The organism is Streptomyces sp. GQ60, from assembly GCF_059758875.1.
This window is the reverse complement of record NZ_JCAXEG010000018.1, coordinates 87,934-102,490: the sequence shown is the minus strand read 5'-3', so window position 1 is coordinate 102,490 and position 14,557 is coordinate 87,934. Positions and strand designations below refer to the sequence as shown.

Here is a 14,557-nt window from a genome sequence, read left to right as displayed (position 1 = left end):
CGGTGCCGGCGGCAGGGGACGGCCGATTACCGGCCCCCGGTCACTCCTCGCTGGGAACGGCGGCGAACACGGGGTCACCGACGGCCCGGGCCAGGCGGTACCGCCTGAGCACCCGGTCGAACCGGGCGCGGCTGCCGGGCAGGGCTCCGCGGAGGTCTGCGATCAGCGCGCCGTCCGGCACGCGGGCGGCGAAGCGGGCGACGACCGGGTCCGGGCTGCCGCGGAGTTGGGCTGCACCGTGGAGGGGCAGTTCGGGGCCGTCCGGGTGCAGGAGGTCCCAGAAATCGTCGGCGTACGCCTGGACGCCCTCCTCGAAGCCGGTCTGCTCGACCAGCTCCTCCGCCGTGCCGATGAGGCGGTCGAGCCACTGGGCCAGCGAGTCGGCCTCGACGTGGAGGCCGCCCTCGCGGTACTGCATCAGGACCTGGCCCCACCGGCCGTCGGCCCCGATGTCGACCCAGGTGACGCCGCCGCCTCCGTCGTCGGTGACCAGCCAGTGGGGGTGCGGCAGGCCGTGGTCGCCGGACTGGCGGGGGTGGCCGGTCAGCGTGAACTCCACCGGCGGCACGGCGAAGCCTCCGAGCCGGCCCAGCAGTTCGCGGGCCGCGGCCGGCACCGGGACCGGCCAGCTGCCGAAGTCGGCGGCCGGGACGCCGGGTTGTACCGCGAGGTCGAACGGGACTCGGGCGGCCAGTTCCCGCAGCCGCTTGAGGAGGGTGTCACCGGAGATCACCCGGCCACGCTACCGGAGCGGTTCCCGGCAGCAGGAGCCGGTGTGCGCGGTCGTGTCCGGGCCGCCCGGTGCGCCGGGCGGGCTTCACCCGGTCGGGTCAAGCGGCGGCGGGTGGCTGCCGCGAATGGCCCAGCATCGGGACGCAGGACAGGACGCGCATCGGATGAGATGCCTAACGTCGCTGCCAGAGACATCGGTGCGCGGCTAGTGGAGGTGTCATGTCCCGTCGACGCGGCTTCGTGGCGGGCGTGTGCGCGACCACGGTCGCCCTCGGCCTGCTCCTGACCGGGGGAGCCCGGGGCGGCACCTTGACGCCGCAGCGGCAGGACTCCGGCACGCATGCCGGGAGCGACGTCGCGCTGGGTGCCTACCTGCACTACGGATCGCCCGGCGTCGAGCGGATGCAGGAGTTCTCGCGCTGGCTCGGGGGTACCGAGCTGCGCGCCGGGCACACCTATCTGCCGGGCGACACCTGGGCGAACATCGAGGGGGCGCCCGATTCCCTGCGCAGCTGGGCGCGATGGCGCAACGCGAGAGCCGACCGGCTGTTCGTCCTGAACGTGCCCATGCAGGAGCGCAACGAGGCCCGCTTCCCCGACGCACGGGTCGCCGAGCTGATCCGCACCGGTGCGCGGGGCACGTACGACCACCACTTCCGGCGGCTGGCCCAGCGCCTGGTCGACCTCGGCGTGCCGGACACGGTGATCGTGCTCGGCTGGGAGATGAACGGCTTCGACTACACCCACCGGTGCCGGCCCGACCCCGAGAACTGGAAGAAGTACTGGCGGCGCATCGTGGCCGCCATGCGCTCCGTGGCGGGACAGGAATTCCGTTTCGACTTCGCCCCCAACCGTGGCGGCGACGCGATCGCGTGGACCCGGTGCTATCCGGGTGATGACGTGGTCGATGTCGTCGGGATGGACTCGTACGACCAGGAACCCGGCCGGACCTTCGACCAGCAGGTCACCCAGCCCTATGGACTGCGGCACCAGGTCGATTTCGCCAGGGCCCACGGCAAGGAGACCTCGTATCCCGAGTGGGGGCTGTTCCGGCACGGCGACAATCCCGAGTACGTCCGGCGCATGTTGGAATGGATCGAGGAGCACAGGCCGCTCTACCACAGCATCACGGACTTCTGCCCGCACGGCGTGTGGCAGTGCGGGCAGAATCCGCGCTCCTCGCAGGTTTTCCGGGACTTCCTCTCCGATGGCCAGAGCCGTCCGGGCGCCCGCGCGGGAGGTCGGCGAGGCGGGGGATGACCGGCGGCCCCGTGGGCCGGTTCGCGGAACGGCCGGCGCCGTGATCATCGGAGGGGGACAGGCGCCTCGCCCGGCATCGCCGTCATAACCCACGACGGGCGGCCGACAATGCTACAACTGATTTGTGACCTCTCCATGTAACCCGTACCGGGGAAATCGGTGCGGTCACTGAACGGCAATCGCCGGCGCAGCGTCGCCCGCCAGGTGTTCCTCCTGCAGGTGGCGGTCGTGGTGCTGCTCGCCGCCGGCACGGTGCTGGCGCTGGTGCTCCAGTCGCGCCACGACATCGACCGCGAGGCCCGCACCCGGTCCGTGGCGGTCGCCGAGACCTTCGCGCGTTCGCTCGGGCTGCAGGAGGCCCTCCGTTCCCCGGATCCCTCCGCGATCCTCCAGCCGCTCGCCGAGTCGACGCGCAAGGCCACCGGGGTGGACTTCATCGTGGTGATGGACACCGAGGGGATCCGCTACACCCACCCCCTGCCCGACCGCATCGGCAAGCGGTTCGTGGGGACCATCGAGCCCTCGCTCGCCGGCCGGGTGTACACGGAGAGTGTCGACGGTCCGCTGGGGAACGAGATCCAGGCCGTGGTGCCCGTGGTCGCCGCCGACGGCCGGGTCGTGGCACTGGTGTCGGCCGGCCTCACCGTGAAGAGCGTCACCGGAGTGGTCGACCGGCAACTCCCCGTGATCCTCGGCGTCAGCGCGGCCGGCCTCGCCCTGGCCACCGCGGGCGCGGCGCTGATCAGCAGACGCCTCCGGCGCCAGACCCACGGGCTGGGCCCCCTGGAGATGACACGGATGTACGAGCACCACGACGCGGTGCTGCACGCCGTCCGCGAGGGGGTGCTGATCATCGATGGCGCGGGGCGCCTCCTGCTCGCCAACGACGAGGCGAAGCGGCTCCTCCGGCTTTCCCCCGATGCCGAAGGGTCCCTCATCCGGGACCTGCCCGGCCTCGATCGGCAGGTGTCCGAGCTCCTGCAGTCCGGTCGGGAGGCCACCGACGAGGTGCACGAGGCCGCGGACCGGCTGCTCGTGATCAGTCAGAGGCCGACCCGGCCCGGCGGCGGCCCCGAGGGGGCGGCCGTCACCATCCGTGACTCGACCGAGATGCGCGTGCTCAGCGCACGGGCCGACGCGGCCCACAGACGTCTGAAGCTGCTGTACGACGCCGGCACCGGCATCGGCACCACCCTCGACGTGGCGCGGACGGCCCAGGAGCTCGCCGACGTCGCCGTGCCGCGCTTCGCGGACTTCGTGACCGTGGACCTGGCCGAGACCGTGCTGCACGGGGACGAGCCCACCTCGGACGCGGAGCTGCGCCGTACCGGGGTCAGCGGCATCCGCGACGACTCGCCGCTCTATCCGCGCGGCAGGCTGATCGACTTCCTGCCGTCCACACCGCAGGCCCGCGGCTTCACCAGCGGCCGGGCCGAGGTGGTGCCCGACCTCGCCGACGCGCCCGGCTGGTACGCCCAGGACCCCCGGCGGGCCCAGGAGATCGTCGATTTCGGCATCCACTCCCTGATCACCGCTCCCCTCACGGCCCGCGGGGTCACGCTCGGCGTGGCCAACTTCTGGCGCTCGCGGAAGCCGGAACCCTTCAACGACGAGGACCTCTCGCTCGCCGAGGAGCTCGTGGCACGGGCGGGCCTCACCATCGACAACGCCCGCCGCTACACCCGCGAGCACGCCCTGGCCGTGACGCTCCAGCACAGCCTGCTGCCGCGCGAGCTGCCCGAGCAGAACGCCGTGGAGGTGGCGCACTACTACCTGCCCGCCCACTCCGGGGTCGGCGGCGACTGGTTCGACGTGATCCCTCTTCCCGGCAGCCGGGTGGCCCTGGTCGTAGGGGACGTCGTCGGGCACGGACTGCGCGCCGCGGCGACCATGGGCCAGCTGCGTACGGCCGTGCTCAACTTCTCGTCCTTGGACCTTCCTCCCGACGAACTGCTGGCGCGCCTGGACGACCTCGTCCAGTACATCGACCAGACCGGGGAGGGAGGCGTCACCGACGGCGAACTGATCGGAGCGACCTGCCTGTACGCCGTGTACGACGCGGTGACCCAGCGGTGCACGATGGCCCGCGCGGGCCACGTGCCGCCGTTCGTGGTGCGTCCCGATGGATCGGCGGAGATGCCCGACCTGCCCCCGGGCGCACCGCTGGGGCTCGGGGGCTTCCCGTTCGAGTCGGCGGAGCTGGACCTGAGCGAGGGCTCGCAGCTGGTGCTGTACACCGACGGCCTGATCGAGAACCCCGGCCGCGACATCGACGAGGGACTCGAGCTGCTCCGTGCGGCGCTCTCGCACGCCGGCCCGGGGCCCCAGGAGACCTGCCGGGCGGTCCTGAGCGGGGTGATGCCGGTCCGCCCGAGGGACGACGTGGCCGTCCTCATCGCGCAGACGCACGCGCTGGGCGCGGACCGCATCGCCGACTGGGAGGTGCCGTTCGAGCCGAATGCCGTGGCGGGCGTGCGGGCCCGCGCCGTGGCGAAGCTCGAAGAATGGGGCCTTTCCGAGCTCGCCTTCGGCACGGAACTCGTACTGAGCGAGCTCGTCACGAACGCCATCCGGCACGGCAGCGCACCGGTCCGCGTACGACTGCTGAACGACGGCAGGCTTCTGACCTGCGAAGTCTCCGACGGCAGCAGTACCTCACCCCACCTGCGGTACGCCGCGACCACGGACGAAGGCGGTCGCGGGCTCTTCCTGGTGGCTCAGATCGGCGGCCGATGGGGCACCCGTTACACGCGCACGGGGAAGATCATCTGGTCCGAGCAGCCGCTGCCGGAACAGTGAACGGGCGGGCTTGCGCCGACACCAGCCGCCGTCTTCAGGGCTCGCACAGGCGTACGGCGAGGGCGGCGACGTCGTCGTCCAGGCGTCCTCTGCTGTAGCGCAGAAGATCGCGGTGAAGAGCCGTGAGCAGTTCGCGGGGCGGCGTCGGCGGCTGTCGGCGCATCCACGCCGCCAGGGGAAAGAACTCGCCGTCGCGGGCGCGGGCCTCGGCGATCCCGTCCGTATAGAGAAGCACCAGGTCGCCGGGGTCGAAATCGTAGGTGTCGACGTTGTAGTGATCGCCGACCAGCTCCGCGAGGCTGATCAGCGGCGAGGGAGTGGCGGACTCCAGGACACGAAGTCTTCCGCGGGTCAGGAGCATCGGCGGAGGGTGTCCGCAGTTGAGGATGTCGATGCGTCTGCCCTCGTGCGGGATCTGGACGAGAAGGGCCGTGGCGAAGCGCTCCATCGCCCCGTCGGGGGGAAACGCGGAGTTGTACCGGGTGCTGCTGGCGTCCAGCCGGCGTGCCACGTTGACCATGTCGGCCTCGCCGTAGGCAGCCTCCCGGAACGCGTTCACGATCGCCGCGGCCGCTCCCACGGCCGGCAGGCCCTTGCCCCGCACGTCACCGATGAGCAGTCTGATCCCGTAAGGCGTGTCGACCACCTCGTAGAAATCCCCGCCGATGCGGGCCTCCGCCGCGGCCGCGAGGTACAGCGACTCGATCTCGATGTTGCCCAGGCGGCGCGGCATGGGGCTCAGCACCACCTGCTGCGCGGCGTCGGCGACGAGCCGTACCTGGAACAGGGTGCGCTCGCGCTGGAGCCGGACGTGGCTTCCGTAGGCGGCCGCCACCGTGACCGCGATGATTCCCGAGGCCGTCCACCACGTGCCCAGATCGGGGAAGACGAGGCTGAGGCCGATCATCAGAAGGAGGCAGGCCGTCCCGAGCAGGACGGTGGGGAGGACCGGCCACATCGCGGCGGCCAGGGCCGGCGCCGCGGGAAGGAGGCGGCTGAAGGCCATGTCCGGCGGAGTGGTGTAGGCCAGGCTGGCGATGACGACGGTCAGGATGACCGGCGACAGCCGTACAAGTCTTCCGGGTCCTGGGCGCCTACGGTGCCGCGGCGGTCCAGACTCGATCACAATGCCCAGAGTATCCAGCTATGGGAGGCACGGCACTCCGGCGAGCCGACTCGGCCTCCCGCCCCGGCCGCCGCCGGCCCGCCGCGCGTCGCGGGAGCCGCCACCTTCATTTGGCTGCCTTCAGCGCGTCCACGTCCTTGGCCAGTGCCGTCACCTTGGCGCTCAGTGCTCCGATCTGCCTGGTGAGGGCTGCCAGGCCGTCCTGCCGGCCCAAACCGCCGTTCTCGTGGGCCGCCCGGCTCCGTGCTCGGGCGGCGCCGATCGGGACGCCCCTGACGGAGACCTCCACCTCCTGCCACGCCGCCAGCACGGCCGACTGTTCGGCACTGCCGACGCCGAACAGTTCGCCGGCCTTCTGGACGGTGGTGTGGGCGAAATCCTGGAACTCGGCTTCGGCGCCGGACGCTTTGAGCGATTCGTACCAGATGGGCCCGGCGGCCTCCCATGCGAATCCACCGATGCCCATGGCCGTCAGGAAGAACGCCTTGTTCGGAATGCCGGAGTTGAGGTGCACCCCGCCGTTGTCCCCTTCTTCGGTGTCGGGAAGGTGGACGAATTTGCTCATGCGGTCGGGCTGGGGGTCCTTTCCGAACAGCGGATTGTTGTAGGCGTGCCCCGGGGCCTTCATCGATCGCAGGGCGTCGGCGTCGATTCCGGGGGTCCACACGTCGGCGCCGATCAGCCAGTCCGCCTCCTCGGCCGCCTGTTTCAGCGACCACTGCTTGACCAGCGACCCGAAGACGTCCGAAATCGACTCGTTCAGGGCGCCGGACTGATTGTGGTACTCGAAGCCGGAGGTGTGCTCCGTCAGTCCGTGCGTCAGCTCGTGGGCGATCACGTCGAGGGATCCGGTGAGGTTGCCGAGCACCTTTCCGTCCCCGTCGCCGAAGACCATGTGCTGTCCGTCCCAGAACGCGTTGTTGAACTTCACGCCGAAGTGGACGTACCCGTCCAGGCGCATCCCCCGGCCGTCCATCGAATCACGCTGGAACACCTCCTTGAAGAAGTCGCGCGTCAGGCCGAGTCCGTCGAACGCCCGGTTCGCGGACTCGTCCACGGCCTCCGGTCCGTCTTCGGACCTGGCGAGGACGGCGGCCGGTAGGGAACTTCCCTCCTCGCAGTCGAAGACGGTGCGCCGGCCGTTGCCGGGGGCGGCCGCGCCGGCGAAGGACGCCCGGACCTCTCGCTGACCTCGCAGGCGAGCAGTGGTCAGCATGGTGTCCAAGGCGGCCTGGCGCACCTCACTGTGTTCGCTCTCCAGGAGCCTTCTGAGGAGGTACGGCGGGATGATGCAGTTGAGTCGCGAGGTCCTGCGCATAGGACACCTCTTGAAGGAGAGGGCGAGGGACATCACCAGTCTCCGGCCGCCCGTAGCGACCGGCAAACGCAAGGCGAGCGGGCCCCCTACCCGCTCGAGCGGGCCTTCTCCAGGAGCTCCCGGTAGGGCGTCTCCGCCGTGGAGCCGCGTACCGGCGAAAGACCGTACCGGTCGATGTTCTCTTCGTTCGCGTAGGGATTCACCGGATCGAACTCGATCCGTTCATCAGGCGGCGACACGTCCACGACGACGCGCGGCCACGCGCCACTGTCCACTCTGAACACCGTTGTCCGCTGCCGGCCCCGGGTCACGTTCAGAATTTCACTGCTGTTCGAGATCTCGGATCGGTACCTGTAATGCGTTCCGGGAGGATATCCGTCCTCCTTCTTCTCCTCCTCATCGAGCGCCTTGCCCCCGATCCCGGAACGCTCGTAAGTGCTGGGCATTTTCATTCTGTCCTTCCTGATCACGTACACGCAGGCGCCCCTACGGTTACCTCGGGTGTGTTCGCCATGTGATCAGCCTCCTCCCGGTCCGGGGGACACGCCCCCGGAGAACGCCCCCTCCGAGCAACGCCGCGTCAGAGTGCGGTCAAGGCGCCGCAGGGCGAAGCTGGAGTTGACGTGTAGGTTCGCTCGTCCCCAGAGGAGCTCCCATGCGTAGACGCGTTCTCGGATTCACCGCCGCACTCGTACTGGCCGCTTTCGGTGCGGCCGTCCCCGTCGCGTCGGCTGTCGCACCGACGGTCACCGGACCCGAGTGCATCGCCGACAAGGTGGGCAAGGTGGAGTACGACTCCGGCACCGGCCTGTGGACCTGCATAGGCGGCGAGCACGACGGCGAACCCATCACCACGAGCTGAAAGCGGGCCCCGGGCATTCCGTCCCGCGCCGGGCGTGGTGTGCCCCGGGGCCTGCGAGACCTGCGCGCGCGCAACTGCGGAGCCGCCCTACACCCAGTTGACCTCCGCCCGCTCCAGCAGCGGGTCGTCCGTCAGCTGGAACAGCGGCACGGCAAAGTTGCCCGACCTGAACCGGCCGCCGAAGTGGAGGCCGAGCACCCGGTGGTCGGCCAGGTCGAAGACGGGGGAGCCGCTGTTGCCGCCGAGCGTGGAGCAGTCGTGCGTCATGGTGAACCCCGGCCCGTCCGGGACCAGGGCCGTCGCCGTGCCCGGCTGGAGCCGCTTCACGTTGTAGATGTCCATGAAGATGCGGCTCATGGCCGCCGGTTCGTTGCGGCGGCCGTCCGCCGCCGGGTAGCCGACCACGTACACGGGCCGGCCTTCCAGGTCCGGCGGAGCGTCGGCGGCGACCGCCAGCGGCGTCGGCAGCGGCCCGCCGCCGCCCGCCGCCGGGGACACCCGGAGCAGTGCCATGTCGACGTCCCGGTGGATGCCGATGACCTCGGTGACCTCGAACTCGAACGATCCGTCGGTGGCGGGCGCGCCGAATTCCTCGGCGGTGTCGATGCGGGCACCCATGCCCTGGCGGAAGGTGAACCCGCCCTCGCCGTCCGCGCGGGTGAACTCGGCCGCGACGTGGCGGTTGGTCATCACGGCGAACGGCGAGACCAGGAACCCGGTGCCCAGCCAGTCCAGTTCCGCGTGGCCGGTCACCTCCACCCGGCCGACCCGCTCGATCGACGCCCGGATGGACGGCCGCTGCCCGTCCAGCAGGGCCCAGTCGCCCGGCTGCGAGGCGAAGTCCTGGCCCTGGACCAGGATCGCCGGGCGGCCTTCGAGCAGGACGATCGCCTCCACCCCGAAGTACTCGTCCGCGTCCACGTCGCCCCTGCGGCCCGCCGCCAGCTTCTCCAGCCCGCGCACCCCGGCCTCCAGCACCCTGGCCCGCTCCTCCCGGGCGGCGCGGCCGATCTGCGCGGCCGCCGCCTCCTCCCGGGGAAGCTCCTCGGCGGACTCGGGGATCTCGGCGTCCAGCCCCTTGCGCACGCGTGCGGCCACCTCCAGCAGATCCTCTCGGAAGACCTGCTCCGGCCCGGTCGCCACCGGTGATCCACCGCGCATCTCGCACCTCCTGTGATCGTGCCCGCCGCGTCAGCGCGACTGGGCCGCAGCGATTTCGTCGTGGATCTGCGGGCTGTGATCCCGCAGGTGCCGCAGGATGGCACTCAGTTGCGTGCCGACGTTCACGAAGGCCGTGCTCTTGCCCTGGAAGCTGACGTCCGTCACGCGCCGCGTGCCGCGGTGCAGGGCCACCACCGTCCAGTCGTCGGTCAGCACGGGCGAGCCGGACGAGCCGCCCCGGGTGTCGGTGAAGTAGCGCACGTCCATGTCGTCCGCCTCGAAGGCGAGGTTGTTGCGCAGCGCGATCCGCTTCGGCTCTCCACCCGGGTGCTGAATGATGTTGAGTGCCACCGGCGTGTCCTTGGCCACCTTCAGTGGTGCGGTGGCGACGCGGAGGAAGGGGCGGGGCGGGGCGGCGGTCAGGCGCAGCACGGCGTAGTCGAGTTCCTCGTCCCAGGCCACGAGTTCGCTCGCCTGTGCTTCCTCGGCGTCCGTGTCGTCCTCGCTCAGGTAGTCGAACCGGGAGCGTGATCCCTTGGCCTGGAGCCGGAGGTCCGCCGGGTCCGCGACCTGCTGCCGGCCGTCGGTGCGCTTGCGGGCGTTGACCACGTGGTGGTTGGTGACGAGGAGGTCGGGGGCGATGAGCCAGCCGGTGCCGCTGTGGGGCAGCGCCACCGGATGGAGCAGGGCGCCCCCCTGGTACGGCAGCACCTTGATGCGGGCGACCGAGGACCCGGCCAGCGCTCCGCCGCTCAGGAAGCCGAAGGGCACCGTGTCGTCCCGGAAGATGACCTCTTCCTTGGTTTCCCCGGTGGGGACATCGGGTGCCACGTCGGGCTCGCCGGCCGCGTCGCGCGCCACCCGGTCCAGTGCCTTGAGGATGACGTCGCGGGCGGCGGCATCGGTGAGCTGGTCGGCGGCGTTGCGGAGCCAGACGGCCAGCGGAACGGTGCCGTCGATCAGCCGCTCCACACGGTTCATCTCGTTGAGGTCCGAGTGGACCTGTTGGCCGGGCGCCGCGAGGTGCGGCAGCGAGCCGCGGTACTTGGGGAGGATTCCCGCGAACAGCAGATTCCGCAGCCCCGGGTCCGTCAGCCCTGCCTCCACCGCCGTGTCCCGCAGCTGTACGACGTCGTCCTGGGAGAGATACGGATCGCTCATGGTCGATCAGGCCGCTCGGTGGCCGTTCCCTTCGGCTGGGCTTTCTGCGGAGGGGGAAGCATCGCCCGGCTCCTGGGCGGCCAGCCGCGTGTCCGTGCGTACGGCCGGGCCGGGGGTGACGGCCCCGGGGGTGACGGCGCCGACCCCCATGGCCGCCGCCACGCCCGAGGCGAGCCCGCCGGTCCGGTCGTCGAGGGTCAGGAGGCGTCCGGCGAGCCGGTCGAGCGTCCCGAGTCGGCGCGACTCGCGCAGCATGCCCTGGACCCCCTGGTGGGTGACGCCGGTCGCGTACCGGCGGACAGCGGCGGAACGGTCGGGCGAACCGGCGGAGTCCTCCAGAAGGCGGAGCAGCGGGGCCCGCAGCTCGGGCCGGTCGGCCACCACCCGCTCGATCGCCTCGCCGAGTACGTCCAGGACACCTTCCTCGGTCGCGGGCAGGCCCACGACGTCCAGGGCGTGCTCCAGGATCCGCGGATGGTCGTGAGAGACCTCGGCGACCGCGGCACGCACCAGGGCGGGCTGCCGGACGAGCTCCGCATCGGGAAGCCGCCGCAGTCGCTCGGCGAGCCTGCTCCCGACCTCCTCATCGTGTTCCTCGGTACGGGACGCCAGCTGCGCACGGGTCAGCAGGGCGCCCAGCGCCTCGAAGTCCTTCCCCAGGCCCGTCGCGATCTCCTCGGCCTCCGCGAGGTCGTCGTCGGCCTCGGCGAGGTCGCCGTCCGCCTCGGCCAGCCGCGCCGAGAGGAGCAGCAGCTCCAGCTGCAGTCCGGGGAAACCGTCCTCGTCGGCGCGCTCCACGGCCGCGTCGGCGGCCGCCCGGGCTTCGGCGCGACGGCCCAGCCGGTCCAGGGTCTCGACCCACAGCGGGTGCAACGGGCTGCCCGAGGTCCACGGGCGCCGCCCCTCGATCCGGGCGGCGGCCGCCTCGGTGTAGCCCTGCGACAGCAGGTCCTCGACCTCGCGGGCGGCGATGCGCTCCCAGTCCTCCTGGTCCGCTTCCGCCATCACCTCGTCCGGGGTGTGGCCGCCGAAGCGCCCCGCGAGGTACGCGGCGGACCGCCCCGCCATGTCCTGGTCGGCCCCGACGAGGAACCGCTCGACACCGGGCAGCCAGCGCAACTCCACGTCGCGCGGGCTCTCGTTCAACCGCAGCCGGTGGTAGATCTCCTCGGCCCGCGGCTCCAGGCCTTCGCGCGGTGCGTAATACGCGACCGCGCGCCGCCCGACTTCCCGCATCACGTCCGCACGGGCACGGTCGGCCAGCCGCAGCATGATGGCCCGCAGGTCGGCCCGGTGGCGTACGGTCCCAGGGCCGGCGGACTCCACCAGGTCGAGCCGGGAGACCAGATCGAAGAGGCGCTCCGCCTCCACGTCGGAGTCCACCGTCAGTCCGCACGGACCGGCGAGGACTTCCCGGATCAGCCCGGGGGTGATGGTCCGCAACGCCATTCCGGCCTGCGCCAGAGCGCGGACGTCCTGGTCCCCGATGCGCCTCAGGATCCGCTCGTAGAGGGTCCCCTGGATGAGCATCTGGTCGACCTTGCGGAAGAATTGGCGGCGCCGCCGGGGCAGGCTCTCGATCAGTTCGTTCAGCGACCCGGCCCGGTCGCCCTCCTGCTCGGCCGCCCGCGCCGCCAGCTTCAGGCTCAGGGGATTGCCGCCCACGCGGTCGGCGAGCTTCTCGGCGAGCCGTTCGTCGGCCACCCCGCAGGAGACCAGGAGGGCCACGGAGGCCTCGGGGCCGAGGTCGTTCAGCTCGATGGTCAGGGGCTCCACCACTCGGGCCGGATGCCGCTTCAGCAGCCGCCCCGCGACGACGGTCCGCAGCCGCGGGTGCACCTTCTGGAGCGCCGACCAGACGGCCCACATGCGGCCGAGCTCCGGGGAACCGCTGTACTGGGCCTCCTCGAAGGAGTCGATCACGAGAAGCAGGGGCGGCTGCTCGGCCGCGGGCACTCCCACCGCCTGGACGACGAGCGTCGCGAGCTGCGCCGCCAGCATGCCCTCGCGGGCCGACGCCAGGGCGTGCACCCCCGACTGGGAGAGCCGCGCCATCGTCGCCCGGGTGGTGGCGAGCTCGTAGAGCTCGTCGACCGTGCCCTCTTCGGCCCGGTGGAGGCCGACGGTCTCCTCGCACGCGTGCGCCAGGGCGTCGAAATCGGCGTGGTGCCCGGGGTACTGGACGCTGAGCTGCCGAGCCATTTCCGCGATCAGGGTGGCCGGTTCGTGGGCCGAGAGGGTGGGCCGTTCGAAGTCGACGTACGCGAAGGGGAACGTGGTGGGGTAGTCGTGCAGGCTGTCCCGGAGGAACGTCGCGAGCAGGGTGCTCTTGCCGACGCCGCTCAGCCCGTGCACCAGCACCGGCCGCTTCGTGCCGGCGCCGACCGCCCGGGTGAACTCGTCCTGCAACGGCGTGGGCAGTCCGATGTAGGCGCGCAGACGGGCGAGTTCCTCGGCGCGCCCCTTGAAGGCGCTGTGTTCGAGGCGTTCGAGGGGCTGCATCAGCCGCGCCCGGTCGAGTAGCAGCTGGAGTTCCGCGCTCTCGGGGATGCCGGTGATGCCCGGGATCTGTGCGAGCCACAACACCGCCTGCAGCGTGTGCGACAGCTCGTCCACCTTCTGGTGCGTGACGTTCGGGGGAGTGCCGTCGAGGTAGGCCAGCGCGATGCGTTCCGGCCCCGGGCCGGGCGGGATCTGCTCCAGGTTGGCCAGCAGGGCACGGCGGGCCCCTTCCGGGCCGGCGAATCCGCTCAGCGCCGTGTCGCGGACCTCCGACTTCAGTACCCAGGTGAAGGTGTTGCGCGCGCCGACGGCCCGGCAGTCGCGAAGCAGCTCCACCCCGGCCGCCCCGGAGGGCTCCTCCTCGCCGGGCAGCTTCAGCCGCGCGGGGTCGAACCGGCTCATCAGCGACGCCGCTTCCCGGTACGCCTTGCGCAGGTCAGACACGTCCGCCGGGCCGGGGGAGGCCGCGGCGGCGCTCAGCTGCTCGCTCAGGCGCGCGCCGAAGTCCTCGCCGGGGAGGAGTGCGCCGTAGAGACGGACCGACGCCGCCGCAGCCGTGCAGATCCTGCGCATGTAGCTGCCCGGACCGCAGGCCTCACAGGCCTGCAGAACGGCGGGGACGGCCGTTTCCACGAGGGCGGAGATCCGCTGCGTGTCCGGGAAAGTCGAAGCCTCGGTGAAGAACTGCCGGAAGAACTCGCGCAGATCGTCCGGGCCGAACATCCGGGCGGTGTCCCTGACCTCGTTCTTGCGTATCTCGTACGGGAGCTGGCGCATCGCCGGCGAGTACCCGAGCAGGACCAGCCGGGGCGGTACGTCCGGCGGCGCCGGCCTCTGCTTGTGGATGGTCAGGGCCAGCTTGCCGATGCAGTCCCAGACGTCGGAATTGACGTCGAGCTTGTCGCAGTCGTCCAGCACCAGCCAGTACTGCCCGCGCGCCGTGGTGGCCTGGCTGACGACGCGGTGCACCGCGGCATCGATCTCGGGTAGTGGATCGTTCAATTGTGTCGGATTCAACGGCGGGAGGGGGGAGAGGGGCGAGAGCGCGGTGTGCGAAAGCGCCGGCGGGACCGTGGTCGGGTCGGCGACGCACTCGGAGAGCCGCTGGACCACCTGCTCGGCGGTCGAGGTCCGGTTCAGCGTCACCCGCACCGGACGGAAATTGCAGTGCTCGCCTATGTGCCGGATCAGCTTGTGGCTGTAGGAGCGCCCGCTGTCAGGTTCTCCGTCCACCACCAGAACGGTCTTGTCGGGATTCTCGAAGAACTCGCGGAGCCGCTTCCTGAAGTCCGCCCGGTCGATGAATACCTCGGCGCCGTTGCTGAGCACGCTGCTGAGGAAGAAGTCCTGCACTGAAACATGCAGCCGCGCGGCCTCCTCCAGCTCGCTCTTGAGGCGCCTGGCCTCGTTTCCGGCTGGAATGGACGTGAGCGAGTCGATCGCCACGAGCGTCCGGAGGAGCTGGAGTTGCGTTTCGATTCCACTGTTCCGCACGGCCTCGACCAGGGCGACAGAATTGTCGCTGCTCACGTAATTCAGTGGGATTTTGCTCACGAACTCGGGTGAGAATCCGAACTGGACCAGCTTGGGTCGGGGTTCGCCGGAAATGAAAAAGTGGTCCCGCACCATTTCGGTG

General features: G+C 71.0%; 10 protein-coding genes. 3 read left to right on the top strand and 7 right to left on the bottom strand.

The genetic code is table 11. The annotated features are described in order from the left end of the window. Positions 1 to 40: 40 nt before the first annotated feature. Positions 41 to 733 carry an SMI1/KNR4 family protein gene (locus AC6CKD_RS31840; RefSeq protein WP_498332209.1) on the bottom strand — a complete coding sequence of 231 codons (693 nt, stop codon included), beginning with the start codon at positions 731 to 733 and terminating at the stop codon, positions 41 to 43. 218 nt (positions 734 to 951) lie between these two features. Here AC6CKD_RS31840 and AC6CKD_RS31835 point away from each other — a divergent pair, with 218 nt between their 5' ends. Next, on the top strand, positions 952 to 1,992 hold the full coding sequence (locus AC6CKD_RS31835; protein ID WP_498332207.1) for a glycosyl hydrolase: 1,041 nt from the start codon (positions 952 to 954) through the stop codon (positions 1,990 to 1,992). Between the two features lie 159 nt (positions 1,993 to 2,151). Then, the gene (locus AC6CKD_RS31830; RefSeq protein ID WP_498332206.1) at positions 2,152 to 4,791 is read left to right on the top strand and encodes a SpoIIE family protein phosphatase; all 2,640 of its coding nucleotides are present in this window, start codon (positions 2,152 to 2,154) and stop codon (positions 4,789 to 4,791) included. 34 nt (positions 4,792 to 4,825) lie between these two features. On the opposite strand, the gene AC6CKD_RS31825 is transcribed toward AC6CKD_RS31830, so the two are convergent. The 3 genes from AC6CKD_RS31825 to AC6CKD_RS31815 all read right to left on the bottom strand — a co-directional run bounded on the left by AC6CKD_RS31825 (position 4,826) and on the right by AC6CKD_RS31815 (position 7,681). Then, positions 4,826 to 5,797 (bottom strand): PP2C family protein-serine/threonine phosphatase, encoded by a 972-nt coding sequence (locus AC6CKD_RS31825; protein ID WP_498332204.1) that lies wholly within the window; start codon positions 5,795 to 5,797, stop codon positions 4,826 to 4,828. Between the two features lie 226 nt (positions 5,798 to 6,023). Further along, entirely contained in the window at positions 6,024 to 7,235 is a 1,212-nt protein-coding gene (locus AC6CKD_RS31820) for a M4 family metallopeptidase (protein ID WP_498332203.1), read from the bottom strand. Positions 7,236 to 7,321: 86 nt separating this feature from the next. Beyond that, positions 7,322 to 7,681, bottom strand: a complete 360-nt coding sequence (locus tag AC6CKD_RS31815) for a hypothetical protein (RefSeq protein WP_498332202.1) — start codon at positions 7,679 to 7,681, stop codon at positions 7,322 to 7,324. Positions 7,682 to 7,890: 209 nt separating this feature from the next. On the opposite strand from AC6CKD_RS31815, the gene AC6CKD_RS31810 reads away from it, so the two are divergent. Then, entirely contained in the window at positions 7,891 to 8,097 is a 207-nt protein-coding gene (locus AC6CKD_RS31810) for a hypothetical protein (protein WP_498332200.1), read from the top strand. A gap of 87 nt (positions 8,098 to 8,184) precedes the next feature. Here the strand turns inward: AC6CKD_RS31810 and AC6CKD_RS31805 are convergent, their stop codons facing one another. The 3 genes from AC6CKD_RS31805 to AC6CKD_RS31795 are packed head-to-tail and all read right to left on the bottom strand — an operon-like array spanning position 8,185 to position 14,451. Continuing rightward, positions 8,185 to 9,258, bottom strand: coding sequence for a trypsin-like serine peptidase (locus AC6CKD_RS31805; protein ID WP_498332199.1), 1,074 nt, complete (start codon positions 9,256 to 9,258; stop codon positions 8,185 to 8,187). Between the two features lie 30 nt (positions 9,259 to 9,288). Beyond that, entirely contained in the window at positions 9,289 to 10,419 is a 1,131-nt protein-coding gene (locus AC6CKD_RS31800; RefSeq protein WP_498332197.1) for a trypsin-like peptidase domain-containing protein, read from the bottom strand. A gap of 6 nt (positions 10,420 to 10,425) precedes the next feature. Then, positions 10,426 to 14,451, bottom strand: a complete 4,026-nt coding sequence (locus tag AC6CKD_RS31795; protein WP_498332195.1) for an AAA family ATPase — start codon at positions 14,449 to 14,451, stop codon at positions 10,426 to 10,428. Positions 14,452 to 14,557 lie beyond the last annotated feature (106 nt).

Bases quoted from the DNA above. Each gene is read 5' to 3' on its own strand.
- AC6CKD_RS31800 (WP_498332197.1), bottom strand. From the start codon at position 10,419: ATGAGCGATCCGTATCTCTCCCAGGACGACGTCGTACAGCTGCGGGAC.
- AC6CKD_RS31820 (WP_498332203.1), bottom strand. From the start codon at position 7,235: ATGCGCAGGACCTCGCGACTCAACTGCATCATCCCGCCGTACCTCCTC.
- AC6CKD_RS31805 (WP_498332199.1), bottom strand. From the start codon at position 9,258: ATGCGCGGTGGATCACCGGTGGCGACCGGGCCGGAGCAGGTCTTCCGA.
- AC6CKD_RS31810 (WP_498332200.1), top strand. From the start codon at position 7,891: ATGCGTAGACGCGTTCTCGGATTCACCGCCGCACTCGTACTGGCCGCT.
- AC6CKD_RS31825 (WP_498332204.1), bottom strand. From the start codon at position 5,797: ATGGCCTTCAGCCGCCTCCTTCCCGCGGCGCCGGCCCTGGCCGCCGCG.
- AC6CKD_RS31815 (WP_498332202.1), bottom strand. From the start codon at position 7,681: ATGCCCAGCACTTACGAGCGTTCCGGGATCGGGGGCAAGGCGCTCGAT.
- AC6CKD_RS31835 (WP_498332207.1), top strand. From the start codon at position 952: ATGTCCCGTCGACGCGGCTTCGTGGCGGGCGTGTGCGCGACCACGGTC.